Origin of the sequence: Kocuria marina (assembly GCF_000786655.1) — a bacterium.
In the GTDB taxonomy this organism is placed as follows: Bacteria; Actinomycetota; Actinomycetes; order Actinomycetales; family Micrococcaceae; genus Kocuria; species Kocuria marina_A.
Map to the genome: position 1 here is coordinate 174,626 of NZ_JROM01000016.1, position 26,563 is coordinate 201,188.

Genomic DNA, 26,563 nt, shown 5'->3' on the forward strand with positions numbered 1-26,563 from the left:
GCCGGACGGCCCCGACGACGACCACGCGTGAGAGCGAGCAGATGAGCGAGCAGCAGCAATCCCACCCGAACCCCACCGGCGCCACCGTGCGGGGAGCAGCCAATCGGCGCGGCCCGTTCCGCTCCGGCGAGCGCGTCCAACTCATGGACGAGACCGGGAAGATGACCACCATCACCCTGGTGGACGGAGGGGAACACCACACCCATCGCGGGGTGCTCGCGCACGAGCTGTTGATCGGTCAGCCCGAGGGCACGGTCGTGTCCAACACCTCGGGGATCCAGTACCAGGCGCTGCGGCCGCTGCTCAAGGACTTCGTGCTGTCCATGCCCCGCGGAGCCGCGGTGGTCTACCCCAAGGACTCCGGGCAGATCGTGACCATGGCGGACGTCTTCCCGGGCGCCCGGGTCGTGGAGGCCGGGGTCGGTTCCGGCGCTCTCACCATCTCCCTGCTGCGCGCGGTGGGGGACGAGGGCCACGTCCACTCGTTCGAGCGGCGCGAGGAGTTCGCGGAAATCGCCCGGGGCAACATCGAGACCATGTTCGGCGGCCCGCACCCCGCGTGGGAACTGAGCCTCGGGGACCTCGCGGAGGAACTGGGCGCGCGGGAGGAGCCCGGGTCCGTGGACCGCGTGATCCTGGACATGCTCGCCCCGTGGGAGTGCCTCGACGCCGTCGCCACGGCCCTCGCGCCCGGCGGCGTGGTGATCTGCTACGTGGCCACCGTGCCGCAGTTGTCCCGCGTGGCGGAGGCCATGCGTGCGGACGGCCGGTTCACCGAGCCCGAGGCCTCGGAGACCATGGTGCGCGGGTGGCACGTGGAGGGGCTCGCGGTGCGCCCGGACCACCGCATGGTCGCGCACACCGGGTTCCTGATCCAGTCCCGCCGGCTCGTGGACGGGGCACCCCGGTTGGCGCCGAAGCGGCGCGCGTCCAAGAGCGAGTACACGGAAGAGGATCTGCAGGCGTGGACTCCAGTGGCCCTGGGTGAGCGCGTGGTCTCGGACCGCAAGCTGCGCCGCGCGGGCCGCGATGCGGCGTCGTTGGCCGAGCACGCCGCGCGCGCCCAGCGGGAGATCGATGAGCAGGCCCGCGCGGACGAGGGGCAGGTGCGCGATGACTGAGTCGGGCGGTACCGCGGGCCGTTCGGCCGCGGACATCACCCAGCGCCAGATCAACATGCTGCGGGACCAGAAGCGCAACCTGGACAAGCAGCTCGCGGCGGTGGGATCTCAGAACGAGAAGCTCGTGCGACTGCTCAACGCGTCCCGCCAGGAAATCGTGACGCTCAAGAAGACCGTGGCGGCGGAGGCCGAGGCGCCCGCGACGTTCGCCGTGGTGCTGCAGGTCAACCACGGTCGGCAGCCCGTGGGGGAGGCCACCGGGGACGGCCCCGTGGTCACGGGTCCGTCGGTGGACGTGCTCTCCGCGGGACGGAAGATGCGCGTGGCCCTGAGCCCGCTCGTGTCGCTGAGCGCGTGCGAGCCGGGGTTGGGGGTGCTGCTCAACGAGCACTATGTGGTGATCGCGGTGCTCGACTACGAACGCACCGGCGAGGTGGCCACCGTCAAGGAGGTCATCGACCACGACCGCGTGCTCACCGTGGGCCGTTCGGACGAGGAACGCGTGCTGTTGCTCTCGGGTCGGTTGCGGCGTGAGCGCCCCAAGCCCGGGGACGCGCTGACCGTAGACCACCGCACGGGCTTCGCCCTGGAACCCGTGGAACGCACGGACGTGGAACAGCTCGTGCTCGAGGAGGTCCCGGAGGTCCGCTATACGGACATCGGCGGGCTGGGCCCCCAGATCGAGGCGATCCGCGACGCCGTGGAGCTGCCCTACGTCCACCCGGACATCTACCGCGAACACGGTCTGCGCCCGCCCAAGGGCATCCTGCTCTACGGCCCCCCGGGCAACGGCAAGACGCTGATCGCCAAGGCAGTGGCGCGCTCGCTCGCCGAGCGCAGTGCCGCGAAGGCCGGGCGTTCGCGGCCCGAGGGCTACTTCCTCAACATCAAGGGTCCCGAGCTGCTCGACAAGTACGTGGGGGAGACCGAGCGCCAGATCCGCTCGATCTTCGCGCACGCGCGCGAGCAGGCGGCGCGCGGGATCCCCGTGGTCGTGTTCTTCGACGAGATGGACTCGCTGTTCCGCGTGCGCGGTTCGGGGTTGTCCTCGGACGTGGAGACCACGATCGTGCCGCAGTTGCTCACGGAGATCGATGGCGTGGAACAGCTCGACAACGTGATCGTGGTGGGCGCGACCAACCGCGAGGACATGATCGATCCCGCGGTGCTGCGCCCCGGTCGCCTGGACGTGAAGATCCGCATCGACCGCCCGGACGAACAGGGCGCGCGGGAGATCTTCTCGCTGTACGTCACCGAGGACCTGCCCCTGCGTGACGACGACGTCGCTCGCGCCGGCTCCCGCGCGCAGGCCGCCCGGGAGCTCGTGGACGCCGCGATCGGGCGCATGTACGCGCGCACCCCGGACACCGAGTTCCTCACGATCACGTACCGCGACGGCGTCCAGGAGACCCTGTACTTCGCGGATTACGCGTCCGGCGCGGTGATCCGCAACGTGGTGGACCGCGCCAAGAAGCAGGCCATCAAGACGTTGCTGACCACGGGCCGGCGCGGGATCACCGCGCAGCACCTCGTGGATGCGGTGAACCAGGAGTTCCACGAACAACAGGACCTGCCCAACACCGCGGACCCGGAGGACTGGGCCCGGTTGACCGGACGGCGCGCGGACACCATCCAGGACGTCCGGATCGCGGTGGACCGCCCCGGGGTCTCCGGCACGCAGCGTCCGGACGGGGGCGCGGCATGACGGTGCGGCGGATCATGGGCAGCGAGACCGAGTTCGGTGTGTTGGCCCAGGGAGAACCGGGTGCGAACCCCACGGTGCTCTCGACCCGCGTGGTCACGGGCTACGCCGCGTGGGTCGCCCGGCAGCTCCGGGAACAGGAGTCGGCACACGGGCAACGGTCCGTGGGCTCGGCCGGGCCCGCGCCGTCGGCCGACGATGACGCCGCGCGGTCCGGTTCCGCGGATGTCCCGCTCGGCACGGGCTGGGACTACGGGTCCGAGGCCCCGCTTGAGGACGCCCGGGGGTTCACCGTGGCCCGCGAGGACGCCCACCCGAGTCAGCTCACCGATGAGGCGCCGGTGCTCACCGCAGAGGAGATCGCCGCGGAGGCGATCAGTGAATCCGCGATGTACACGGAGGACCTCGACTGGCGCCGCGTGATCATGAACACCGTGATCCCCAACGGTGCGCGGGTCTACGTGGACCACTCCCACCCGGAGTACTCGTCCCCGGAGGTCACCACGCCCCTGGACGCGCTCACGTGGGACGCCGCGGGGGACGTGGTGGCCGCCCGCTCCGTGGAGTACCTCGCGGAGGTTTCCGCGGGGACGGATGCCGCACCGGTGAACCTCTACAAGAACAACACGGACAACAAGTCGGTCTCCTACGGCGCGCACGAGAACTACACCGTGGACCGCGCCGTGCCCTTCGAGCGGATCACCGCGGCCCTGCTGCCGTTCTTCGCGTCCCGGCAGATCATGTGCGGTGCGGGCCGCGTGGGCCTCGGGGTGGACGGTTCACGTCCCGGGTTCCAGCTGAGCCAGCGCGCCGACTTCTTCGAACGCACCGTGGGGCTCGAGACCACGATCCACCGCCCGATCGTGAACACGCGGGACGAACCCCACGCGGACGACACCCGCTACCGGCGCCTGCACGTGATCATCGGGGACGCCAACCTCTCCCACGTGGCCACGCTGCTCAAGTTCGGGACCACGTCCCTGGTGTTGAACCTGGTGGAACACGACCGGGCGCCGCGCCTCGTGCTCGAGGATCCCGTGGCCGCGCTGCAGGCCATCAGCCACGACCCGACCCTGCGCACCACCGTGGCTCTCGCGGACGGTCGGGAACTGACCGCGGTGGAACTGCAACGGGAGTACTACCGCGCCGCGCTCGCACTGGAGACCGAGCTGGCTCCCGATGGGTTGGACGCGGACACCGCCCACGTGCTCGGCACGTGGGACGAGGTGCTCACGGACCTCGCCGAGGACCCCGCGCGCTTGTCCGACCGGTTGGACTGGGCGGCCAAGTACGCGCTGCTCACCGCCTACCGGCGGCGCGACGGTCTCGAGTGGGACGATCCCCGGCTCGTGGCGATCGACCTGCAGTACGCGGACGTGCGCCCCGACAAGGGGCTTTACCACAAGCTCGCCGCCGCCGGACGGATGCGCACCCTCGTGGACCACGACCGGATCACCGCGGCCGCGGATCACCCACCGGTAGACACCCGCGCGTACTTCCGGGGCACCGCGGTGTCCCGGTACCCGCGGGACATGGCCGCGGTGGGCTGGGACACCCTGACCGTGACGTTCCCCGGGATCCGCCGGGGCGCGCGGGTCAGGATGCCCGAACCGCACGACCTCACCCGGGACACGTGCGAGGACTGGTTCGACGCCCCGGACGTCGAGACCTGGATCGAGCGCGTCGCCGCGAACCGGCCCGCCCTCGTCACGGGCAGCGACATCGACTGAACCGCCCGCCCGGGCCCAGCACACATCCATCGAGAAGCCACAGGAGGACACCATGGCACAGGAACGCATCTTCGGCACCGGCTCCCGCCGCGAGGAGGAACCGGACGCCCCGGCCCCCGCGACCCCGCCCACCTCGGGCGCCGCACAGGCCCAGCGGGACACCCAGGGCACGGACGACCTGCTCGCGGAGATCGACGGCGTGCTCGAGACCAACGCGGAGGCCTTCGTGAAGGGCTTCGTGCAAAAGGGCGGCCAGTAACACCGTGGAACAGAGGATCTACGGGATCGAGACCGAGTTCGGCCTGACCCACAGCGCCCCGCAGGGCCGCGGGCTCGGCGCGGACGAGACCGCGCGCCGGCTGTTCGCGCCCGTGCTCGCGTGGGGTCGGGCGTCCAACGTGTTCCTGCCCAACGGCGGGCGGCTCTACCTGGACGTGGGCTCCCACCCCGAGTACGCGACCGCCGAGGCCGCGACCCTGCGCGACGTCGTCGCCCAGGACGTCGCGGGGGAGCGGATCGTGGACGGGCTGCGGGAACAGCTGCAGGAGACGTTCGACGCCGAGGGTGTGGGCGGGACCGTGCACCTGTTCAAGAACAACGTGGACTCCGCGGGCAACTCGTTCGGTTCGCACGAGAACTACATGATCGCCCGACGCACCGAGTTCTCCCGCCTGGTCCAGCACCTGCTGCCGTTCCTGGTGACCCGCCAGGTCCTCGTGGGCGCGGGCCGCGTCCACCCCACCGGTCCGCCCGCATTCGGTGCGTTCACACCCGGCGACGGCGCCGCGAGCTACTCGTTCTCACAGCGCGCCGATCACATCTGGGAGGGTTCGTCCTCCGCCACCACGCGCTCGCGGCCCATGATCAACACGCGGGACGAGCCCCACGCGGACGCGGAGCACTACCGCCGGTTGCACGTGATCACGGGCGATTCGTCCATGTCGCAGACCACCACGGCCCTGAAGATCGGGACCACCGACGTGTTGCTGCGGATGATCGAGGCCGGTCAGATCCTGCCGGACCGCACGCTCGCGGACCCCGCGTCCGCGCTGCGCCAGGTCTCCCACGACCTCACGGGCACCGCGGTCCTCGAGCTCGCGAATGGTGGGCGGCGCTCGGCGCTGGACCTGCAGCACGAGTACCTCGAGGCCGTGACCCGTTTCGTGCAGCGCCACGGTGCGCATCACGAGCACATGGACTGGCTCCTGGAACTGTGGGAGCGGGGACTGCGCGCGGTCGAGCAGCAGGACTTCACCCTGGTGGACCGCGAGCTGGACTGGGCCATCAAGAAGAAGCTGCTGGACTCGTACGCTGCGGCCCACGGCATGCACTACTCCCACCCGCGCATGGTGCAACTGGATCTCGCGTACCACGACACCTCGCCGTCCCACGGGTTGTTCCACATGCTCGAACGCCGCGGTGCGGTCGACTCGTTCATCACACCCGAGGACGCGCAGCACGCCCGGGAGCACGCTCCCGCCACGCGCGCGAGCATCCGGGGGCGCTTCGTGGCCGCGACCCACGACGCGGGCGTGAACTCCACGGTGGACTGGGTCCACCTCAAGCTCAACGGGGAACACCGCCAGCGCATGGTCATGTGCAAGGACCCGTTCGCGACCACCCAGCCGGACGCCGAGGCCATGATCGAGGAGGTCCTCGCGGGCCGCGCCTGAGCGCCGCCCCCGGATACGGCGTCCCCGGGCGCCGCGTCCCCACAGCGCCGTCGTTCCCGGGCGGCAACCCCGGAGCGCGGCCCCGTGAGCCCGCGCCCACACGCCGTCCTCCGGGGGCATTCCCAGCCACGATCCACGCGGGTGCTCTACATTGGTCCCGAGCCACGCCCCCGTTGACGAAAGGTCATCCCGTCTTGCGCAAGATCATTCCCGTCGGCGCCTCCGCCGTCGCCCTGTCCCTGCTGCTCACCGGTTGCGGTGGGTCCGGGTGGGATTCCGTGGAACTGTCCAACGACCCGTCGCAGGGCACGGCGCCGTCGGTGTCCTTCGAAACGCCGCTGAAGGTGGACGAGGCCCAGACCAAGGTGCTGCGCGAGGGGGACGGCCAGGAGATCGACCCCGGTGACAACGTCATGCTCCAGGCGGCCCTGTACAAGGGCTCGGACGCTTCGTCCCTGGGCGACACGTACGGCCAGGGCGCCGGGCAGGTGCTCACGGTCAACGACAAGCTCAAGGAATCCCTCCCGGAGATGTACGAGGCCCTCACGAACGCCAAGGAGGGGGAGATCATCGCGTACAGCTCGCCCAAGACCAGCGGCAAGGCCGGGGACGACTCGACCTCCGTGGAGGTCTACCAGGTGACCAAGAAGCTCATGGCACCGCTGAACGAGAAGATGAAGACCCCCGCCAAGGGCATGCCGGGCGTGTCCCAGGACGACAACGGCACGCCCACCATCGCCAAGCCCTCCGGGGCGGAGCCCAAGAAGTTGAAGACGGACGTGCTGATCGAGGGCGACGGGGACGAGGTCAAGCCCACCGACACGGTGATCGCCAACTACGTGGGTGTGCGCTGGGCGGACGGCAAGGTCTTCGACTCGTCCTACCAGAAGGGCACCCCGGTCTCCTTCCCGCTCGCGAACGTGATCGAGGGCTGGAAGGAAGGCCTCGCGGGCAAGAAGGTCGGTTCGCGCGTGGAGCTCGTGATCCCCACGGACAAGGCCTACGGCAGCGCCAAGGCACTGGGCGAGAAGTCCCAGTACCCCGCGGGTTCCCTCGTGTTCGTGGTGGACATCCTGGGCACCACGCCCACCCCCGAGGCCGCGACCCGCAGCGCGCAGCCCTCGCCGTCCGCGAGCGCCCCGAGCGCTTCCGAGAGTGCGAAACCGAGTCCCGAGGCGTCCGCGTCCGGGAGGTGACGGCCGCTAAACTGGGTCCTCGGCACGGCCCCGCGACCGGGGCCCACGACGAAAGGTAGAGCCCGTGTCATTCGGACAGCGCAAGCTTGATCGTTCCAAGCCGGAGATCGATTTCCCGCGGGAGCCGGTTCCCACCGAGCTGCGGATCGTGGACGAGATCCAGGGCACGGGCAAGGAGGCCACGGCCGGTGCCACGGTGTCGTGCCACTACGTGGGCGTCACCTACTCGGGCGGCGAGGAGTTCGACGCGTCCTGGAATCGCAACGAGCCCCTCGACTTCACCGTGGGCGTGGGTCAGGTCATCCAGGGCTGGGACCAGGGTCTGCTGGGCATGAAGGTGGGCGGGCGCCGTCGGCTGGAGATCCCCTCGGAGCTGGCCTACGGCAAGCGCGGCGCCGGTTCCGTGATCGGCCCGGACGAGGCCTTGATCTTCGTGGTGGACCTGCTCGACGTCCGCTGAATGCCCCCTCACGTCGAGGACACGGCCCGCCGTTCGACCACGGCCTCGGCCGAGCGTCTCCTCAATCTGCTGATCGCCCTGCTGGACCGGGAGTCCGGGTACACGCGCGAGCAACTGCGCGCGATCGTGCCCGGTTACGACCGTGCCGGTAATCAGGACGCGTTCGAGCGCATGTTCGAGCGCGACAAGGCCCACCTGCGGTCCCTGGGGTACCCGGTCGAGGAGATCCCGGACGACGATCCCTGGGCCTCGGACGCGCAACTGACCCCGCGCTACCGCGTGCCCCGGGGCTCGTACCGGCTGCCGCAGGTGCGCTTCAGCGCCGAGGAATCCGCGGTGCTCGCGGTCGCCGCGGACGCCTGGAACGACGCCGCCCAGGACCGGTTGGCGCGCCGCGCCCTCGACAAACTCGAACCCGCGCTGAGCACGGAGGCCGCCCCGGGCAAGGATCTCCAGCCCACGGTGGCCGTCGCGGACCCCGCGTTCGAACCCCTGCTCTCGGCCGTACTCGCCCACCGGACCGTGCGTTTCGACTACGTGGACCGCACGGGCGCGTTCACCCAGCGCACGGTGCAACCGTGGGGTGTGGGTTCCCGCTACGGCGCGTGGTACCTCGCCGGGTGGGACACCGACCGCAACGCCGAACGCACGTTCCGGCTCTCACGGATCATCTCCGAGGTCGCGGTCACGCGCGAGACCTTCGACCCGCCCCGGAACTTCTCCATGGGCGGGCGGCTCGCGGGCATGGTGCGCCAACGCCCGCACCTGCGCGTGATCGTGTTCGTGCGGGAGGGCGCGGGACAGTTGCTGCGCCGCATCGCCGCCCCCGCGCCGTCGCCCGCGTGGCGGGCCCCCGAGGGGTTCGACGCCGTGGCGCTCGCGGTGCACGACACCGAGTCCGCGGCGGAACACGTGTGCGCGGCGGGCCCGGACGCCCGGGTGCCCCGCGAACCCGCGCCCGGCGTTCGGGACGACGCCGCACAGGGCGGGAGCGCCCCGACGACCGAGGGCGGGCCGTCGGCCGAGTCCGTTTCGACGAGCGAGGACGCCCCGACCGCCGAGGACATCGCGACCCAGAACGCCGTGGCCGACGCCGTGGCCCGCAGACTCCGTGACGCGCGGGCCTTCCAGGCGCGGATGCCCGGCGTGGACGTGCGCTGGGGCAAGCAGCGGCGTCACGGCGCGGCCAAGACCAGCACCGAACAGCACCTCGCCCGGTTGCTGCACATCGTGCGCCACGTCTACGCCCACCAGGGCGCGGAGCTCGAGGAGACGGCCCGGCACTTCGGGATCACGGACGCGGAACTCGTCAACGACCTGCAGACCCTGTTCGTGTGCGGGCGCCCGGGGCACATGCCGGACCAGCTCATCGACGCGTCCTGGGACGACGGCCACATCTACCTGGGCAACGCGCAGGAACTGTCCGAACCCGTGCGGTTGACCGTTCCCGAGGCCAGCGCGCTGCTCATGGGGTTGCAGACCCTGCAAGCCGTGCCGGGCGGTGACAGCAGGGTCGTGCGCTCGGCCATGCAGAAGGTCGCGACTGCCGCGGACGCCCTGCCGCTCGCGGACGCCCTCGCGGCACCGGACGCCGACGCCGCTGCGGAGCCCCGTGACAGCGAACTGGTCACCCGTCTGCGGGACGCGATCAAGAACGGCCGGCGCGTGCGGTTGCAGTACCTCGTGGCCTCCCGGGACGAGGTCACGGAGCGGCACGTGGACCCCGTGCGGATGATCTTCTCGGACGGTCAGCAGTACGTGCGGGGCTGGTGCCTGCAGGCCAATGCGCCGCGCACGTTCCGCACCGACCGGATCGTGGGCTGCGAGGACGCGGGTGAGGCCGAGGTGCACCCGCGCATGGAATCGGAGGTGCGTTCGAGCATCCAACCTGCCAAGCGTCGTCCGGTGCAGGCCGTGGTCGTCACCGACCGGCGCGGGCGGTGGATCGTGGAGCACTACCACGCCAAGCGCTTCGTGGAGGTCTCCGTGCCTCCGGCACCGGGGGAGACGGAGGACTCCGACGCCGCGCCCCGCGACGCGAACTCCCAGCCGATTCCCGGGTCCCGCGCACGCGCCGCGCGGGGGCCGCGTCCCCTGCCCGAGTACGTGGCCGCGGAAGTGGACTTCCCCACGCTGGACGCGCTGTCGTCCCTGGTCACACGGCATGCGGGACACGTGGGCGTGGTCTCACCACCCGAGGCCGTGGCCGCCGTTGAACAGTGGTTGAACAGCAGCTGTCCCGAGCCCACCCCCGGGCGTCCGTAGCCGCCGACTGCCTATACTGGGGCCATGCTGTGGTGGATGTGGGTCGTGCTGTGGACCGTTCTGGTCCTGGGCGCTGCCGCGTTCATCGGGTGGGTGCTCTACCGGGTCGTGCGCACACAGGTGCTGCCCGCGCTGGACGAGATCGAGCGCAGCGGCACCGATTTCGCCACCCGCTGGAACGCCGCGGCCCAGGGACACTCCACGCCGTTGCGCACACCCGCCCCGCCAGCCATGTTCACCCCGGTGGACGAGACCCGCGCCGCCTACCGTAGCGGCCGGGACCAACGACAAACAGCTCGGCTCATCCGCAGGATGCAGCGCAGGGACACCCTGGGGCAACCCCAGAGGTACTCGGACGTGCGCCGGGCTGAACAGAAAGGACTCCGCCATGGGCCGCTTGTTTGACAGCCCCCTGACCCTCGTCTTGATCCTCGTGGTCATCCTGCTCCTCTTCGGTGCCCCCAAGCTGCCCGGGATGGCTCGCAGCCTGGGCCAGTCCATGCGCATCTTCAAGTCCGAGGTCAAGGAGATGAAGCGTGACGACGATCCCAACGTGACCGTCAACGGTCAGCCCGTCGCCGACGGCCAGCCCGTGGCCGGCACCACCGCCGCACAGCCCGCCGCGCCGCAGCAGGCCGCTCCCCAGCAGGCCGCCGCACAGCCGAGCGCCCAGCCCACGGTGCAGCCCTCCGTGCAACAGCCGGCCGCCGAGCAGCCCACCGTGATCACCCCGCAGCCGGGCCAGCCCGCGCCCACCGTGGACCAGAACCAGCGCCCCACCGCCTGATCCCGGCATCTTCCGTCGGGACCCGCGCGGGGCCGAGCCGCACGGCTCGGCCCCGTCGCATGCGGGTGAACGGCCCGTCAGAGAGGACAGGGACCCATGTCCACCACGGATTCCGGGAAGGCCCCCGGTTCTACCCGGCAACAGCGCCGGGAACGTCGTAAGACCACGTCGCGGCGGCACAACCCGCAGGCCCAGATGGCGCTCAAGGAGCACCTGAGGGAGCTGCGCAACCGGCTCATCAAGTCCGCCGTGGCCACCGTGTTGGGTGCGGTGCTCGGCTTCATGGCGTACGAGCCGTTCATGCAGTACATCACCGAGCCGCTGCAGCGCCTGGCCGAGTCCGGGCGCACCGCGACCATCAACTACTCCTCGGTGGGCGGGTCCTTCAACATCATGGTGGAGGTCGCCGTGGTGCTCGGGCTGATCTTCGCGTCCCCGGTGTGGCTCTACCAGCTGTGGGCGTTCATCACGCCCGCGCTGCACAAGAACGAACGCCGCTACGCCATGGGCTTCCTCGCCGCGGCGATTCCCTTGTTCCTGGGTGGGTGCGCCCTGGCCGTGACCGCGCTGCCCGCGGCCGTCTACGCGCTGACCGCGTTCACGCCCGAGGGCGGGGCGAACTTCGTGGAGGCCGGGATCTACCTGCGCTTCTTCCTGCAACTGATCCTGACCTTCGGCATCTCGTGCGTGGTCCCCGTGTTGCTCGTGGGGCTGAACATGCTGGGACTGCTGTCCGGGCGCACCGTGCTCAAGGCGTGGCGGATCGTGGTCGTGGTCGTGCTCGTGATCGCCGCGATGGCCGCGCCGGGGCCGGATCCCGTGACCATGCTGTACCTGGCCATCCCCTTGTTGTTGCTGTTCTTCGTGGCCGTGGGGCTGTGCCTGTACCTGGACCGTCGTCGGGCCAAGAAGGAGGCTCGGCAGGCCGCCGCGACCGGTGCGAGCGCGGACCGGGGGACCTCGGCGGAGGCGCTGCGGTCCATGGGCAGCACCGCCCACGAGGACTGACCGCTCCGATTCCCGGGGCGTCGGAGCCACCGCGTAGGGTGGGAGCATGTTATCCCCCGCCGAACGGTACATGGCCGCGAAGGCTCGCGCGGCCCACGCGAGCACGGAGCTGTCGGCCTTCGAGAACACCGTGGACTTCGAACTGGACCCGTTCCAGACGCAGGGGTGCCGCGCTCTCGAGGAGGGTCGGGGTGTGCTCGTAGCGGCCCCCACGGGCGCGGGCAAGACCGTGGTGGGGGAGTTCGCGATCCACCTCGCGCTGACCCGGGGTAAGAAGGCCTTCTACACCACGCCCATCAAGGCATTGAGCAATCAGAAGTTCCACGAGTTCTCCCGCCGCTGGGGATCGGACCGGGTGGGTCTGCTCACGGGGGACACGTCCGTGAACTCGGAGGCGGACGTGGTGGTCATGACCACCGAGGTGCTGCGCAACATGCTCTACGCGGGCTCCTCCACCCTGATGAACCTGGGTTTCGTGGTCATGGACGAGGTGCACTACCTCGCGGACCGCTTCCGCGGTGCGGTGTGGGAAGAGGTCATCATCCACCTGCCCGAGCACGTGCAGCTCGCGTCCCTGTCCGCGACCGTCTCCAACGCCGAGGAGTTCGGGGCCTGGCTCGACGACGTCCGCGGCAGCACGGACGTGGTGGTCTCCGAACACCGCCCGGTCCCGCTGTGGCAGCACGTCCAGGTGGGCCCGCAGCTGCTGGACCTGTTCGTGGACGACACCACGGTCGAGGAGGCCGCGCAGCGCCATTCGGACAAGCACCGCGACGAACCCGAGGTCAACCCCGAGCTGTTGCGGTTGTTCCGCGCCCAGCACCCCCGCGGGGGTCGCTCGGGCGGGCGCGGTCCCGGACACCGCAATCGTCGTCGCCACGGCGGGCGCCACCAGGAGCCGCGCACCGGACGGCAGGAGCGGATCTCCCGCCCCCAGCTGTTGCGCCGGCTCGACGCCGAGGCCCTGCTGCCCGCCATCACCTTCATCTTCTCCCGCGCCGGGTGCGACGCCGCCGTGGCCCAGTGCGTGGCCGCGGACCTGTGGCTCACCACGCCCCAGGAACAACGCACCCTGCGCGCGTTCGCGGCGGAGGCCACCGCGCACATGTCCACCGCGGACCTCGCGGCGCTGAACTACGAGGACTGGTACCAGGGGCTCATCCGGGGGATCTCCGCCCACCACGCGGGCATGCTGCCGGTGTTCAAGGAAGTGGTCGAGCAACTGTTCTCCGAGGGGCTCATCAAGGCCGTGTTCGCCACGGAGACACTGGCGCTCGGGATCAACATGCCCGCCCGTTCCGTGGTGCTCGAACGCCTCGACAAGTTCAATGGTGAGGCCCGCGTGGACATCACCCCGGGGGAGTACACCCAGCTCACGGGGCGCGCGGGCCGGCGCGGGATCGACGTCGAGGGCCACGCCGTGGTGCTGTGGCGGGACGGCATGAACCCCCAGGCCGTCGCGGGACTCGCGTCCACGCGCACGTACCCGCTCAACTCGAGCTTCCGGCCCACGTACAACATGTCCACCAACCTGATCGCGCGCTACGGTGCCAAGCGCTCCCGGTCCATCCTGGAGACCTCGTTCGCGCAGTTCCAGGCGGACCGCTCGGTCGTGGGCCTGGCCAAGCGGGTGCGCTCGCAGGAGAAGACGCTGGAGGGCTACCGGGAGGCCATGACGTGCCACCTGGGGGACTTCACGGAGTACGCCGCGCTGCGCCGTGAACTCACGGCGGAGGAGAAGTCCGCGAGCAAATCCCGCTCGGCGCGCCAGCGCAACGACGCCGCGGTGGCCCTGCAGGATCTGCTGCCCGGTGATGTGATCGAGATCCCCCAGGGTCGCAACGCCGGGTGGGCCGTGGTGCTGCGGGAGGACGCGCACCCCTTCGACCCGCGCCCACACATCCTCACCGTGGACGGCAAGCTGCGCCGGGTCGGTGTCAACGACCTGGACGGTTCCCTGGAACCGGAATCCCGGATCAGGATCCCCAAGCACTTCTCCGGCAAATCGCCCCAGGAACGCAAGGACCTCGCGGCGACCGTGCGGGCCGCGTTGCGCGAGCACCGTCCCGCGCGCGCCCGCTCGGGAGGTCACGCGATCCGATTCGACCGGGGGACCTCGGCGCGCGATCACCGGATCGACGACCTGCGTCGACGGTTGCGCTCGCACCCCTGCCACGGCTGCTCGGACCGCGAACAGCACGCCCGCTGGGCGGAGCGCGCGTGGAAGCTCGAGAAGGACACCCAGGCGCTGCGCAAGCAGATCGCCGGGCGCACCGGGAGCATCGCCGCGACCTTCGACCGCGTATGCGCGGTGCTCACGCACTTCGAGTACCTGAGCCCGGACGAGTCCGGTCACCTGCAGCCCACGGCGGCCGGCGAGCAGTTGCGCCGCCTCTACGGCGAGCGGGACCTGCTGCTCGCGCTGTGCTTGCGGGACGGGTTCCTGGACGGTCTGGACGCCCCGGGGCTCGCGGGGGTCATGACGGCGCTCGTCTACCAGCCCCGGCGCGAGGACCAGGGCGCGCGCCCCAAGATGCCCACCGCCCACATGGAGGAGTCCGTCCAGACCCTGCTCGACAACTGGTCCGTACTCTCCGCACGCGAGGCCGAGCACCGGTTGCCGCTCACCGCGGCCCCCGAGCTGGGGCTCGCGGACGCCATGTACCGCTGGGCCCGGGGCGCCACCCTGACCCGGACGCTCACCGGCACTGACCTGGCCGCGGGGGATTTCGTGCGCTGGGCCAAGCAGACCGTGGACGTGCTGGACCAGTTGCGCGGCGTGGAAGGGCTCGATCCCGAGCTGCGCGAGACCGCGCACCGGGCCATCGAGGCCGTGCGCCGCGGTGTCGTCGAGTACAGCGTCTTCGACCAGTAAGACAATGCCGGGGGCGGGGGTCCCGCGCGCCCGGCCGGAGGGAAACACGTGAAGTCAGAACAGCAAACCGTGCGGGTGTGGGTCAACGGATCGGTGTACTCGCCCGCGGACCCGTTCGCCACCGCCGTCCTCCTGGACGGTGCGACCGTGGCGTGGGTCGGTTCCGACGACGCCGCCCGGGCCATGGCCGGCGCGGACGTCACCCCGGGGGATCTGAGGGCCGCCGTGGTCACCCCCGCGTTCGTCGCGCACCACCGGGTGGACGGGTCCCGGCAGCTGCCGCGTGCCGAGCACGGCTACGGAGCCGTGGAACTGCTGAGCTCGGACCCCGACGCGCTCGACGCCGCGACGCGGGAGGTCCGCGCGGACGGGCTGCATGCCCTGCCGGTCCTGGTGCGCCGCGCACGGGACACCGAGCAGCTGGACCCCCCGGCCCTGCCGTCGCCCACCCTGGGGTTCGACGCCGCTCCGTTCGGTGATCCCGCCGCCCTGGCCGATGCCGCGCGGGAGCACCTCGTGGCGTGCGCGCGGGCGGGACTGCAAGCGGTGCTCGTCCTGCCTCCGTCCGAGGACGGTTCGTCGGACGAGGGCGGCCCGTCCGGGGACGGTTCGTCGGGAGAGGGCTCGACCGGGGACGTCCCCTGTGAGAACAGGTCGGCCGGAACCGCGGGGCAGGACGCGGCGTCGTCGTCGGAGGATCCCCGCGTGGACGCTCTGCTGGACGCTGCGGACGCCGCCACGCAGGAGCTCGGCGGCCGCGCGTTCCATGCGCGGGGGCACCGGATCGTGGGCGTCGAACGGTTGTCCGAGGCCCAGTGCGAACGGCTGGCCGGTCTCGCGATCACGGTCTCGTGCGAGCCCGGGCGGGCGCCGCTGCGGGATCTCTCACGCGCCGGCGTGCCCGTGACGCTCATGACCGACGACCCCAACCCGTGGACCGCCGTCAAGACCGCCCTCGAGGCCCCCGACGAGCACCTGCGGACCTCGGCCCGCGCGGCCTTCCTCGCGCTGACCCGCGGGGTGTGGCGCGCCCACCGCGGGGGCACACCCCTCGCGGGGCAGCTCGCGCCGGGCGCGGAGGCCACGCTCGCGGTGTGGGACGCCGAATCCGTCATGGTGCAGCAGGCCCAGGGCACGGGCGCGTCGTGGAGCACGGACCCAAGGGCACGCACGCCTGTCCTGCCCGCGCTCGACGATTCCCGCTTGCCGCGGTGCGAGGCCACCGTGGTGGCCGGGACACTCGTGAGCGGCGCGGAACCGCGCCCATGACGTCGCGTTTTCATCTTGGTCCTGATCGCCCCTGACGTTAGACTGAGTTCTTACTGCCGGGTGGGTTCATCCGTCCTTAGAAAACAGCGCGCGCCCTTCGGGCCGCTCTGGTCCGAAGGCGGATGGGCCCGCCCAGTGGTCTGTCCGGGCTCGGGTGCCCGGCTGCCAGCGGCATGAAAGGACGCCCGGTGCGAGTTCTCACCATCATCCCCACGTACAACGAACGTGAATCGTTGCCCACGGTCATCAAGCGGCTGCGCGCCGCCGTGCCGGACGCCCACGTGCTGGTCGCCGACGACAATAGCCCGGACGGTACCGGTGACATGGCCGATGCCATGGCCGAGCAGGACGGCAACATCCACGTCCTGCACCGACCCGCCAAGGAGGGCCTGGGGCCCGCGTACCTGGCCGGTTTCGCGTGGGGTCTCGAGCGCGACTACGACGTCCTCGTGGAGATGGACGCGGACTGCTCCCACCAGCCCGAGCAGTTGCCGTTGCTGCTCGACGCCGTGCAGCAGGGCGCGGACATGGCCATCGGTTCGCGCTACGTCCCGGGTGGGCGCACCGAGAACTGGCCGCTGCCGCGACAGCTGATCTCGCGCGGTGGCAACATCTACTCGCGTGTCCTGCTGGGCACGTCCATCCACGACATCACGGGTGGCTTCCGCGCCTACCGGGACACCACGTTGCGGGCCCTGGACCTGGACTCGGTCCGCTCGCGCGGCTACTGCTTCCAGATCGACCTCGCGTGGCGCGCCGAGCGCCTGGGGCTGAAGATCGTGGAGGTGCCCATCACGTTCGTCGAACGCGAGGAGGGTGCGTCCAAGATGAGCAACGACGTCACCGTGGAGGCCGCCACGAGCGTGGCCAAGTGGGGCCTCACGGCCCGTGCGCGCACGCTCGCCGGGAAGCTGGGCCTGGGCCGCTGACCGGCCGCTGCTCCGTGCCCGGCCGGCTCACGGGTCGGTTCGAGCCGCCGCGCCGGCATCGCCTCGCGCGTACCTGCTATTCGTCCAACGGAACGACCCCCGCCCATCGGGCGGGGGTCGTTCCGTCGGTGTGTCGGCGGTCGATCATCGACCGCCCGAAGGGATCAGAGAGCGTGCTGCTCCTTGTAGAACGCCAGCCGCTGCTCGAGGGTCTGCTCGAGTTCCTCCATGCTGCGCCGCTCCAGGAGCATGTCCCAGTGGGAGCGCTGGTGCTTCTCGTTGGGGTTCTCGGGCTTCTCACCGTTGACCAGGATGGCTTCCTGGCCGGTCTTGGTGGTCCACACCGGGGGGATCTCCGCCTCCGCCGCGAACATCACGGACACGGACTCGCCGTCCGCGGTGCGGTATTCCACGCGCTGACGCGGCGCGGGCTCCACCCCGGCCTCGGTTTCCATGGACTGGGAGCCCAGGCGCATCCCTCGTAGGCTGCGATCACTCACGCGACGATCCTTCCCGACGTACGTTCTCGTGGGCCGCGGGACGACGACGCTGCGGTGCGTTCACACCCGGCGTCCCGTCCACGCGGACCCACCCGTTCCTCCCCAGCGTAACGGGGAGTCAGCGGGATTCATTCCCCGGATCGGCCCCGGGAGCCTCCGGGCGGGCGTGACGCGCGGACGAGCCGGACTCGGCATCCGTCCCGATGGTGTCGGCGGTCGTGGGTTCGGGGTCTGTGACCGGCAGGTCGACCTCGTCCACGTGGGGATCGGCGGCTTCCTGCGCGATCGGGGACGTGTAGGGCGAATCCGGCATCTCGAACTCGCTCGGCTCCGTGAGGGTGAGGTCCGGTTCCAGGTCCTTCTCGGTGACCTTGACGGTCTCGTGCTCCACGATGGGGGCGCTCTCCGGCAGGTCCTGTGCCACGGGGGCCTCGTCCTCGTACTCGTCGTCCTCGGGGCCGTCCGACGCGCCGGGGTTGAGGTAGGAACCCACACCGCGCAGTGCGGTGCTCAGCTCGGCGGGGATCATCCACACCTTGTTGGCCGTGCCCTCGGCGACCTTGGGCAGGGTCTGGATGTACTGGTACGCCAACAGCTTCTGGGTGGGGCGGGCGCGGTGGATCGAGTCGAATACCTTGGCGATGGCTTGCGCCTCACCGTCCGCGCGCAGGATTGCGGCCTTCGCGTCACCCTCCGCGGAGAGCACGGCGGCCTGACGTTCACCCTCGGCGGTGAGGATCTGGGACTGCTTCTCGCCCTCGGCGGTGAGGATCGCGGCGCGGCGGTCACGCTCGGCGCGCATCTGCTTCTCCATGGAGTCCTGGATGGACGGCGGGGGAGTGATCTCCTTGATGTCCACGCGGGAGATCCGGATGCCCCAGCGCCCGGTCGTGGAATCCAGTACGCCGCGCAGCTCCGCGTTGATCTTGTCGCGGGAGGTCAGGGTCTCCTCGAGGTTCAACCCACCCACCACGTTACGCAGCGTGGCGCTCGTGAGCTCGTCCACGGCCTGGATGTAATTGGTGATCTCGTACGTGGCGGCGCGGGGATCAGTGACCTGGAAGTAGACCACGGTGTCGATGCCCACGACCAGGTTGTCCTCGGTGATCACGGACTGGGCGGGGAACGGCACGACCTGTTCGCGCAGGTCGATCAGGGGCAGCAACCGGTCGATGAAGGGGATGAGGAAGTGCAACCCGGGATTGAGGGTGGACTGGTACTTGCCCAGTCGCTCCACGATTCCCGCGCGCGACTGCGGGACGATCCGCACCGCTTTGATGAGGGCGATGACCGCGGCGAGCACCACCACGGTCAACAGGACGATGATGACGATGGACATGGGGTCCTTTCGGTGGGGGTTCGGCGGTGCGCCGGGGCGCTCGTCCGGGGTCAGGGTCGGACGCCGCGCCCGGGGTCGGTGTGCGTGGGCACCGGGGCCACGTCCGCGATGACCGCGGTGGCTCCTTCGATGCGGTGGACGTAGGCGGTGCTGCCCTCGGGCAGGGCGGCGGCTGTGGCGGTGCGGGCGGTCCAGATGTCACCCTCCAGGCGCACCAGGCCGCTGTGCTGGCTCACGGGCTCCAGCACCATGCACCGCAGCCCGATGAGGCGGTCGGTGTTGGAGCGGGTCGTGGGCGTGGACCTGTTGAGACGTCGCAGGGCGATCGGGCGGATCAGGAAGATCAATAGCACCGACACCAGCGCGAACAGCACGACCTGCGCGGTGAAGCTGTCCACGGCCAGGCTCACGCCGGCGGTGACCAGGGCGGCGAGCGACATCATGAGAAAGAGGAAGTCCAGGGTGAGCATCTCGATGGCTGCGAGCACCAGCATCACGATCAGCCACAGGATCCAGGGATTGTTGACCAGTGCGTCCCACACGGTGCGGCTCCGTCCTCGTCCGGTGTCATCGGTTCTCGGATGCCCCGGTGCGAGCCCGGGGATCCATCTCACGTGGTCCAGCCCATTGTGCCCTACGACACCGACGTGCTCCCGTAGGCCCCATGCCAGTGCCGCTGATAATCACATGCCGCGGCGCCCCCACGGCAACGGCGCGCCGGTTTCCCCGTGAGAGAAACGTGCGGGAAATCAGTGGCGCGTCACTATGGGGGTCGTAATATGGGGCACGAAGCCGGACCACACACCCATTGCGGGTGCGGCGGCCTACGGCGCACAAACCGTGCGCCGGCAGCAGAGACTTACTGAGGAGTTAATGCGATGACCACGTTCGACGTGAATGCAATTCTGTCCAGCACGGCCTACGGTTCCGACGGTGACAAGATCGGCAAGGTCGAGCAGGTCTTCCTGGACGACAACTCGGGCGAGCCGACGTTCCTGACCGTCAACACCGGTCTGTTCGGCGCCAAAGAGAACTTCGTTCCTGTGAAGGGTGCTCGTCAGGACGGCGACCGTGTGGTCCTGCCCTACACCAAGGACGTCATCAAGGACGCTCCGAAGGTCGACGCCGACCAGCACCTCTCCCCGGCCGAGGAAGAGGAGCTGTACCGCTACTACGAGCTGAACTACGACGACGGCCGTACCGCGGGCACCGATCGTGATCGCGCCACCGCTGCCGCTGGTACCGCGGGTGTCGCCGGCGCCGCCGATCGTGACCGCGCCGCCGTGGCCCAGGACCGCCGCGACGTCGCCGCGACCGCCGGTGACGAGGCCTCCGTGGTCCGCCACGAGGAGCGCCTCAACGTGGGCACGCAGGAGCGCGAGGCCGGACACGCCCGCCTGCGCAAGTACGTCGTGACCGACCACGAGACCGTGGACGTCCCCGTCGAGCGCGAAGAGGTCACCGTCGAGCGCACGCCGATCAACGACACGAACGCCCGCGTGGACAACGGCACCATTGGTGAGGAAGAGGTGGACGTGACCCTGTACGAAGAGCGTCCCGTCGTCCAGAAGGAAACCGTAGCCGTGGAAGAGGTCGGACTGAACAAGCAGACCGTCCAGGAGACCCAGCGCGTCGAGGCCGACGTCCGCAAGGAACAGGTCGATGTCGAGACCGACGTCGATCGTGGTGACCTCGGCCGTGACGGCGAGGCTCCCCGCCGCTGATCCGCGGCGCGCGGCTGACGCCGTGTGAGCATTGACGGTTGTACCCCGGGTTCCAGCCCGGGGTACAGCCATGTCCGGGTACAACCGCGCCGGGGCACGCCCGCGTCCGCGCACTGCGCTGTCGTGGAGGCGGCCGCTCGGCCGGAGAGGTGCGGTCCGCACGGACGCGGCCCCGCAGCGGCGTCGTGCCCGTCTTCATGGCGGCGGGGCCGGGGCGGTAGCATCAATGAGGTCGTCGGCGCGTCCAGCGCGCGAGTCCTGCACGACGGCCCGCCCCCGGTACGGGCGGGCGCACACAAGATCTGACGAGGAGAAACACCATGACGGATGCCCCTTCCCTGCGGTTGACGGTGGACGGCGAGTCACGCACCGCGGACCAGGGCACCACGGCCGCGGAGCTGTACAGCGAGCAGCGCGACGTCGTGGTGGCGCACGTCAACGGTGAGCTCAAGGACCTCGCGACCGAGCTGCGGGACGGGGACACCGTGGAGCGCGTGCTGATCGGTGACCCCGAGGGCCTCGAGGTGCTGCGCCACTCCACGGCCCACGTGATGGCCCAGGCCGTGCAGGAGCTGCGCCCGGACGCGAAACTGGGGATCGGGCCCTACATCACGGACGGGTTCTACTTCGACTTCGACGTCGAGGAGCCGTTCACCCCGGACGATCTGAAGAAGCTCGAGAAGTCGATGCTCAAGATCGTGAACAAGAACCAGATCTTCCGCCGGCGCAGCGTGAGCGAGGACGCTGCCCGGGCGGAGATGGCGGACGAGCCGTACAAGCTCGAACTCATCGACCTGGCCGGCGGTCCCGGCTCCGGTGCCATGGACGAGTCCGCGGAGGGTGCCTCGGTGGAGGTGGCCGCCGGTGACCTTACGATCTACGACAACCTGGACCGTAAGAGCGGGGACGTGGTGTGGCGGGACCTGTGCCGCGGCCCGCACCTGCCGGACACCAAGCACATCGGCAACGGCTACGCGCTGATGCGTTCGGCCGCCGCGTACTGGCGCGGGAGCGAGAAGAACAAGCAGCTGCAGCGGATCTACGGCACGGCATGGCCCACCAAGGACGAACTGCGCGAGTACAAGGAACGATTGGCAGAGGCCGAGCGCCGCGACCACCGCAAGCTGGGTGTGGAGCTGGACCTGTTCTCCTTCCCGGACGAACTGGGCTCCGGGCTGCCGGTGTTCCACCCCAAGGGCGGGATCATCCGCAAGGAGATGGAGGACTACTCCCGCGAGCGCCATGCCCAGGCCGGGTACGAGTTCGTCTACACGCCCCACATCACCAAGGGTCATCTCTACGAGGTCTCGGGTCACCTGGACTGGTACCGGGACGGGATGTTCCCTCCCATGCACGTGGACGAGGAGCGCGATCCGGCCACGGGTGAGCTGACCAAACCGGGCCAGGACTACTACCTCAAGCCCATGAACTGCCCCATGCACAACCTGATCTACCGCTCCCGGGGCCGTTCCTACCGGGAACTGCCGCTGCGGTTGTTCGAGTTCGGTGCGGTCTACCGCTACGAGAAGTCCGGTGTGATCCACGGTCTGACGCGTGTGCGTGGGATGACGCAGGACGACGCCCACATCTACTGCACGCGTGAGCAGATGAAGGGCGAGCTCACGAGCACCCTGAACTTCGTGCTGTCCCTGCTCAAGGACTACGGTCTGGACGACTTCTACCTGGAACTGTCCACCAAGGACCCGGAGAAATTCGTGGGTTCGGACGAGATCTGGGAGGAGGCCACTCGCACCCTGCAGGAGGTCGCCCAGGACTCGGGGCTCCAGCTCGTACCGGATCCCGGGGGAGCGGCGTTCTACGGTCCCAAGATCTCGGTGCAGGCGCGGGACGCGATCGGGCGCACGTGGCAGATGTCCACGATCCAGCTCGACTTCAACCTCCCCGAGCGCTTCGACCTCGAGTACCAGGCCTCGGACGGCACCCGGCGCCGGCCCGTGATGATCCACCGGGCCCTGTTCGGGTCCGTGGAGCGGTTCATGGGCGTGCTCACCGAGCACTACGCGGGGGCGTTCCCGGTGTGGCTGTCGCCCACCCAGGTCCGGGCGATCCCCGTGGCGGACGCCTTCGACGACTACCTCGACGAGTTCGCTCAGGCCTTGCGTGAACGCGGCGTACGTGTGGAGGTGGACACGTCCTCGGACCGGTTCCCCAAGAAGATCCGCACGGCCTCCAAGGACAAGATCCCGTTCGTCGTGATCGCCGGGGGCGACGACGCCGAGGCCGGTACCGTCTCGTTCCGCTTCCGCGATGGCTCGCAGTACAACGGAGTGTCCCAGCAGGACGCGGTGGAACTGATCACGGGCCACATCGATCGGCGTCAGAACGCGGACCCCACGGCGCCCGCGCAGGACACCCCGAAGGCCCCGGAGGCCGGGAACGGCGCCGTCGCGGCCGACACCGCGGCGGGTGACGCGGCGTCGGGACAGTCGTGAGTGCCCCGGACGCCGCGGCGTCGGACGGGGAGGGCGTGAGCCGGGACGAGTTCGAACTGCCCGGCGACCCGGACGGTTTCCAACGGCTGTGGACCCCGCACCGGTTGGCGTACGTGCGCGGGGAGGAGACGTCCGTGGAGCAGCCTCCGGGCTGCCCGTTCTGCACCGCGCCGGCCCGCTCGGACGAGGACGCGCTGATCGTCCACCGCGGGGAGCACTGCTTCGCGGTGCTCAACCTCTTCCCGTACAACCCGGGCCACGTGCTCGTGTGCCCGTACCGCCACGTGGCGGAGCTCACGGAGCTCACGGACGACGAACTGTGGGAGCTCAACACGCTGACCCGCACCGTGGTCCTCGTGATCCGGGACGTCGCCAGCCCCGCGGCGTTCAACGTGGGACTCAACCTGGGCCAGGCCGCCGGCGGTTCGCTGTCCGAGCACCTGCACCAACACGTGGTCCCGCGCTGGACGGGGGACGCGAACTTCATGCCCGTCGTCGCCCACACCAAACCCCTCATCCAGACCCTGGCGGCCACGCGCGAGGACATCGCCCGCGCGTGGCCCCGGGACTGACCCCCCCCGCGGGCCCCGGACCGCCCCGCCGGGCGGATCCGCCCGCTCACTAGGATGGAGACCATGTCCCGACCACTCGTACGTGTCCTCGGCCAGGGGGTGCGCTGGGCGTCGAGCCTGCGCGGCGGTGGCTCCGCCTTTCCCGGCCTGGTCATGGAGAAACTGCACCCCCGGTTCGTCGCGGAGGAGCTCGCCAAGCTGCCGCTCGGCGTGGTGGTGATCAGCGGCACCAACGGCAAGACCACCACGACCAAGATGACCGTCCAGTTGTTGCGTTCACAAGGACTGCGCGTGTTCACCAATCGCACGGGCTCCAACTTCGTGCGCGGTGTCGCGGCGTCCCTGCTCGCGGAGATGGACGCGTTCGGTCGGCTCGCGGCGGACGTCGCGGTGCTCGAGCTGGACGAGGCCCACGCGGTGCACTTCGTCAAGCAGGTCCGGCCCCGGATCTCGCTACTGCTCAACGTCATGCGGGACCAGCTCGACCGGTTCGGGGAGATCGACACCACGCGCCGGATGCTGAGCCAGGTCGCGCGCGCCACCACGGGCACGGTCGTGCTCAACCGCGAGGACCCGCGGATCGCAAGTCTCGCCCAGGACGTGACCGAGGGGACCGCCGTGAGCTGGTTCGGGCTCTCGGACGCCCTGCGCCCCATGTTCCCGTCCGACGACGACATGCGTGACGGGCTGCGGCAGGTGGACCCCGGCGCCCAGGATTCGGACGTGCCGTCCACGCGCCGGCCCGACGCCGACGTCGTGCTCGAGGCCGTGAACGCGCGCAGCGTGGAACTCGACGTGCGCGGGCGCAAGCACGACGCCACGGTGGACCTGTACGGCGTCTACAACCAGTACAACGCCGCGGCCGCCCTCGCCACGAGCCTGCAGGTGCTCGGCGACGCCGCGGACGTCCCCTCCCTCGTGGCCGAACTGGGGAAGGTCACCCCGGCGTTCGGTCGCGGGGAGACCATCACGGTCCAGGACAAGCCCCTGCAGTTGCTGCTCGTGAAGAACCCCGCGGGCTTCCGGCTCTCCCTGGCCTCGGCGTCCGCGCAGGACTACGCCACGATGATCGCGATCAACGACCAGTACGCGGACGGCCGGGACGTCTCGTGGCTGTGGGACGTGGACTTCGACGCGCTGCGCGACGGCGGCGTGGACATGGTCTCGGGCGTGCGCGCGTGGGACATGGCGCTGCGCCTGGACTACGACCTCGTGCGCGTGGCCGCGGTGGAACCGGACCTCGAGGACGCGTTACGCCGGTTCATCGCGGACTCGGGGGAGCGCCCCATGAGAATCTTCTGCACGTACACGGCCATGCTCTCCCTGCGCAGGATCCTGGGCGACATGACGCACGTGGCGGCCATCTAGGAGGACACCCGTGGCACACGACACCGCCCGGGCGCTGCGCATCGTGCAGCTCTACCCCCGGGACATGAACATCTACGGCGACTGGGGCAACACACTCACGCTCAAGCGCCGCGCCGAACGCCACGGCCTCGGGACCGAGATCGTGGACTACAACCCCGGCGACCCGTGGCCCGAGAACGCCGACCTCTTCGTGGGCGGCGGAGGACAGGACTCGGGACAGTTCCGCGTGGCCGACGACCTCGCCGTGGTGGCACCGCGACTGCACGAGGCCGTGGCACGAGGCGTGCCCATGCTCGCGATCTGCGGGCTCTACCAGCTCTTCGGGCACAGTTTCCGCACGGGCACCGGGGAGACACTGTCCGGGATCGGGATCTTCGACCTCGAGACGGTGGCCGGTCCGGAACGGCTGATCGGCAACATCGTGACCGAGTCCCCGGACCTGGGCACGATCATCGGCTACGAGAACCACTCGGGGCTCACCCACCTGGGCGCGGGGCAACAACCCCTCGCGAGCGTGGTCTCGGGGGCCGGCAACAACGGGCAGGACGCCACGGAGGGTGCGCGCACCGCGAACGTGCTGGGCAGCTACCTGCATGGGTCGCTGCTGCCCAAGAACCCGCGTGTCGCGGACTTCCTGCTCGCGGCGGCACTCGAGCTGCGCGGCGAGACCCTGCCCGAGGGCGAACTCGACGACACGCTCGCGCAGCGCGCCCGCGACGTCGCAGCGTCGCGCCCGCGCTGACGGGCCCCGCCCCGCGCTCGTTATCATGGAGGTCGATCCGTGTCCGGTCCGCAGGGGCCGGACGCATTCTTTCGAGGAGGTCATTCATGTCAGGTCACTCCAAGTGGGCCACGACCAAGCACAAGAAGGCGGCGATTGACGCCAAGCGCGCCAAGGCGTTCGCCAAGTACATCAAGGGGATCGAGGTCGCGGCCCGCATGGGCGGCGCGGACACCTCGGGTAACCCCGCGCTCGAACTCGCGGTCTCCAAGGCCAAGAAGAACTCGGTGCCCAACGACAACATCGACCGCGCGATCAAGCGCGGCGCCGGGCTCACGGGCGAGACGATCGACTACACCGAGATCCTCTATGAGGCCCGCGGCCCGCAAGGCACCGCGCTGTACATCGAGTGCCTCACGGACAACAAGAACCGCGCGGCCTCCGAGGTGCGCGTGGCCGTGACCCGCCACGGCGGCACCATGGCGGACTCCGGTTCCGTGGCGTACCTGTTCGAGCGCAAGGGCGTGGTGGAGGTCGCCAAGACGGACGGTCTCACCGAGGACGACGTCCTGATGGCCGTGCTCGACGCTGGCGCCGAGGAAGTGCTCGACGAATCCGACGACTTCGAGGTGGTCAGCGAGGCGACCGATCTGCCCGCGATCCGCACCGCCCTGGACGAGGCCGGTCTCGAGTACAACAACGACGACCCCCAGTTCCGCCCCACCATGAAGGTGGACCTGGACGCCGAGGGCGCCCGTAAGTTCCTCAAGCTCGCGGACGCGGTCGAGGAGCTCGACGACGTGCAGAACGTCTACTCGAACGCCAACATCCCGGCCGAGGTCATGGCCGAGCTCGAGGACGACGAGTAAGT

At 70.1% G+C, this 26,563-nt stretch carries 23 protein-coding genes; 20 read left to right on the forward strand and 3 right to left on the reverse strand.

Annotation, left to right across the window (positions count from 1 at the left end; translation table 11 throughout):
- The first annotated feature begins 41 nt into the window (after window positions 1-41).
- The 14 genes from AS25_RS03490 to AS25_RS03555 all read left to right on the forward strand — a co-directional run bounded on the left by AS25_RS03490 (window position 42) and on the right by AS25_RS03555 (window position 17,015).
- Window positions 42-1,121: a tRNA (adenine-N1)-methyltransferase gene (locus tag AS25_RS03490; protein ID WP_052160665.1), complete on the forward strand. Its 1,080-nt coding sequence runs from the start codon at window positions 42-44 to the stop codon at window positions 1,119-1,121.
- On the forward strand, window positions 1,114-2,826 hold the full coding sequence (gene arc / locus AS25_RS03495) for a proteasome ATPase (RefSeq protein ID WP_052160666.1): 1,713 nt from the start codon (window positions 1,114-1,116) through the stop codon (window positions 2,824-2,826). Before AS25_RS03490 ends, arc begins: the two co-directional genes overlap by 8 nt.
- Before the next feature lie 14 nt (window positions 2,827-2,840).
- Window positions 2,841-4,553, forward strand: a complete 1,713-nt coding sequence (dop, locus tag AS25_RS03500) for a depupylase/deamidase Dop (protein WP_253270460.1) — start codon at window positions 2,841-2,843, stop codon at window positions 4,551-4,553.
- Between the two features lie 52 nt (window positions 4,554-4,605).
- On the forward strand, window positions 4,606-4,812 hold the full coding sequence (locus AS25_RS03505) for a ubiquitin-like protein Pup (RefSeq protein WP_052160667.1): 207 nt from the start codon (window positions 4,606-4,608) through the stop codon (window positions 4,810-4,812).
- 4 nt (window positions 4,813-4,816) lie between these two features.
- The gene (gene pafA, locus AS25_RS03510) at window positions 4,817-6,226 is read left to right on the forward strand and encodes a Pup--protein ligase (RefSeq protein WP_035961535.1); all 1,410 of its coding nucleotides are present in this window, start codon (window positions 4,817-4,819) and stop codon (window positions 6,224-6,226) included.
- Between the two features lie 194 nt (window positions 6,227-6,420).
- Window positions 6,421-7,422: an FKBP-type peptidyl-prolyl cis-trans isomerase gene (locus AS25_RS03515; protein ID WP_035961540.1), complete on the forward strand. Its 1,002-nt coding sequence runs from the start codon at window positions 6,421-6,423 to the stop codon at window positions 7,420-7,422.
- A 64-nt stretch (window positions 7,423-7,486) separates the two neighbouring features.
- Window positions 7,487-7,882: an FKBP-type peptidyl-prolyl cis-trans isomerase gene (locus tag AS25_RS03520; protein WP_035961543.1), complete on the forward strand. Its 396-nt coding sequence runs from the start codon at window positions 7,487-7,489 to the stop codon at window positions 7,880-7,882.
- The gene (locus AS25_RS03525; RefSeq protein ID WP_035961554.1) at window positions 7,883-10,147 is read left to right on the forward strand and encodes a WYL domain-containing transcriptional regulator; all 2,265 of its coding nucleotides are present in this window, start codon (window positions 7,883-7,885) and stop codon (window positions 10,145-10,147) included.
- A gap of 24 nt (window positions 10,148-10,171) precedes the next feature.
- Window positions 10,172-10,552, forward strand: coding sequence for a hypothetical protein (locus AS25_RS03530; RefSeq protein ID WP_035961557.1), 381 nt, complete (start codon window positions 10,172-10,174; stop codon window positions 10,550-10,552).
- Complete coding sequence (gene tatA / locus AS25_RS15200; protein WP_035961561.1) at window positions 10,536-10,934, forward strand: Sec-independent protein translocase subunit TatA; 399 nt, start codon at window positions 10,536-10,538, stop codon at window positions 10,932-10,934. Before AS25_RS03530 ends, tatA begins: the two co-directional genes overlap by 17 nt.
- A gap of 195 nt (window positions 10,935-11,129) precedes the next feature.
- The gene (gene tatC, locus AS25_RS03540; RefSeq protein WP_035962328.1) at window positions 11,130-11,942 is read left to right on the forward strand and encodes a twin-arginine translocase subunit TatC; all 813 of its coding nucleotides are present in this window, start codon (window positions 11,130-11,132) and stop codon (window positions 11,940-11,942) included.
- 46 nt (window positions 11,943-11,988) lie between these two features.
- Window positions 11,989-14,817: a DEAD/DEAH box helicase gene (locus tag AS25_RS03545; RefSeq protein WP_035961566.1), complete on the forward strand. Its 2,829-nt coding sequence runs from the start codon at window positions 11,989-11,991 to the stop codon at window positions 14,815-14,817.
- Between the two features lie 48 nt (window positions 14,818-14,865).
- Window positions 14,866-16,086 (forward strand): amidohydrolase family protein, encoded by a 1,221-nt coding sequence (locus AS25_RS03550; RefSeq protein WP_035961571.1) that lies wholly within the window; start codon window positions 14,866-14,868, stop codon window positions 16,084-16,086.
- 188 nt (window positions 16,087-16,274) lie between these two features.
- Window positions 16,275-17,015 (forward strand): polyprenol monophosphomannose synthase, encoded by a 741-nt coding sequence (locus AS25_RS03555; RefSeq protein WP_035961575.1) that lies wholly within the window; start codon window positions 16,275-16,277, stop codon window positions 17,013-17,015.
- A gap of 164 nt (window positions 17,016-17,179) precedes the next feature.
- Here the strand turns inward: AS25_RS03555 and AS25_RS03560 are convergent, their stop codons facing one another.
- The 3 genes from AS25_RS03560 to AS25_RS03570 form a co-directional block, all read right to left on the reverse strand.
- Window positions 17,180-17,515 carry an RNA polymerase-binding protein RbpA gene (locus AS25_RS03560; RefSeq protein WP_035961581.1) on the reverse strand — a complete coding sequence of 112 codons (336 nt, stop codon included), beginning with the start codon at window positions 17,513-17,515 and terminating at the stop codon, window positions 17,180-17,182.
- A 118-nt stretch (window positions 17,516-17,633) separates the two neighbouring features.
- The gene (locus tag AS25_RS03565) at window positions 17,634-18,854 is read right to left on the reverse strand and encodes an SPFH domain-containing protein (RefSeq protein WP_035961591.1); all 1,221 of its coding nucleotides are present in this window, start codon (window positions 18,852-18,854) and stop codon (window positions 17,634-17,636) included.
- Between the two features lie 50 nt (window positions 18,855-18,904).
- A complete protein-coding gene (locus tag AS25_RS03570; protein WP_035961596.1) occupies window positions 18,905-19,396 on the reverse strand; it encodes an NfeD family protein in 492 nt (163 codons plus the stop codon).
- Window positions 19,397-19,732: 336 nt separating this feature from the next.
- On the opposite strand from AS25_RS03570, the gene AS25_RS03575 reads away from it, so the two are divergent.
- The 6 genes from AS25_RS03575 (at window position 19,733) to AS25_RS03600 (ending at window position 26,561) form a co-directional block, all read left to right on the forward strand.
- The gene (locus AS25_RS03575) at window positions 19,733-20,578 is read left to right on the forward strand and encodes a DUF2382 domain-containing protein (protein ID WP_035961601.1); all 846 of its coding nucleotides are present in this window, start codon (window positions 19,733-19,735) and stop codon (window positions 20,576-20,578) included.
- A 320-nt stretch (window positions 20,579-20,898) separates the two neighbouring features.
- Window positions 20,899-23,031, forward strand: a complete 2,133-nt coding sequence (gene thrS, locus AS25_RS03580) for a threonine--tRNA ligase (protein WP_052160668.1) — start codon at window positions 20,899-20,901, stop codon at window positions 23,029-23,031.
- The gene (locus AS25_RS03585; RefSeq protein ID WP_035961609.1) at window positions 23,028-23,603 is read left to right on the forward strand and encodes an HIT family protein; all 576 of its coding nucleotides are present in this window, start codon (window positions 23,028-23,030) and stop codon (window positions 23,601-23,603) included. Before thrS ends, AS25_RS03585 begins: the two co-directional genes overlap by 4 nt.
- 54 nt (window positions 23,604-23,657) lie before the next feature.
- Complete coding sequence (locus AS25_RS03590) at window positions 23,658-24,971, forward strand: Mur ligase family protein (RefSeq protein ID WP_035961616.1); 1,314 nt, start codon at window positions 23,658-23,660, stop codon at window positions 24,969-24,971.
- 10 nt (window positions 24,972-24,981) lie between these two features.
- The gene (locus AS25_RS03595) at window positions 24,982-25,713 is read left to right on the forward strand and encodes a type 1 glutamine amidotransferase (protein WP_035961621.1); all 732 of its coding nucleotides are present in this window, start codon (window positions 24,982-24,984) and stop codon (window positions 25,711-25,713) included.
- An 86-nt stretch (window positions 25,714-25,799) separates the two neighbouring features.
- Entirely contained in the window at window positions 25,800-26,561 is a 762-nt protein-coding gene (locus AS25_RS03600) for a YebC/PmpR family DNA-binding transcriptional regulator (protein WP_035961624.1), read from the forward strand.
- Window positions 26,562-26,563: the final 2 nt, after the last annotated feature.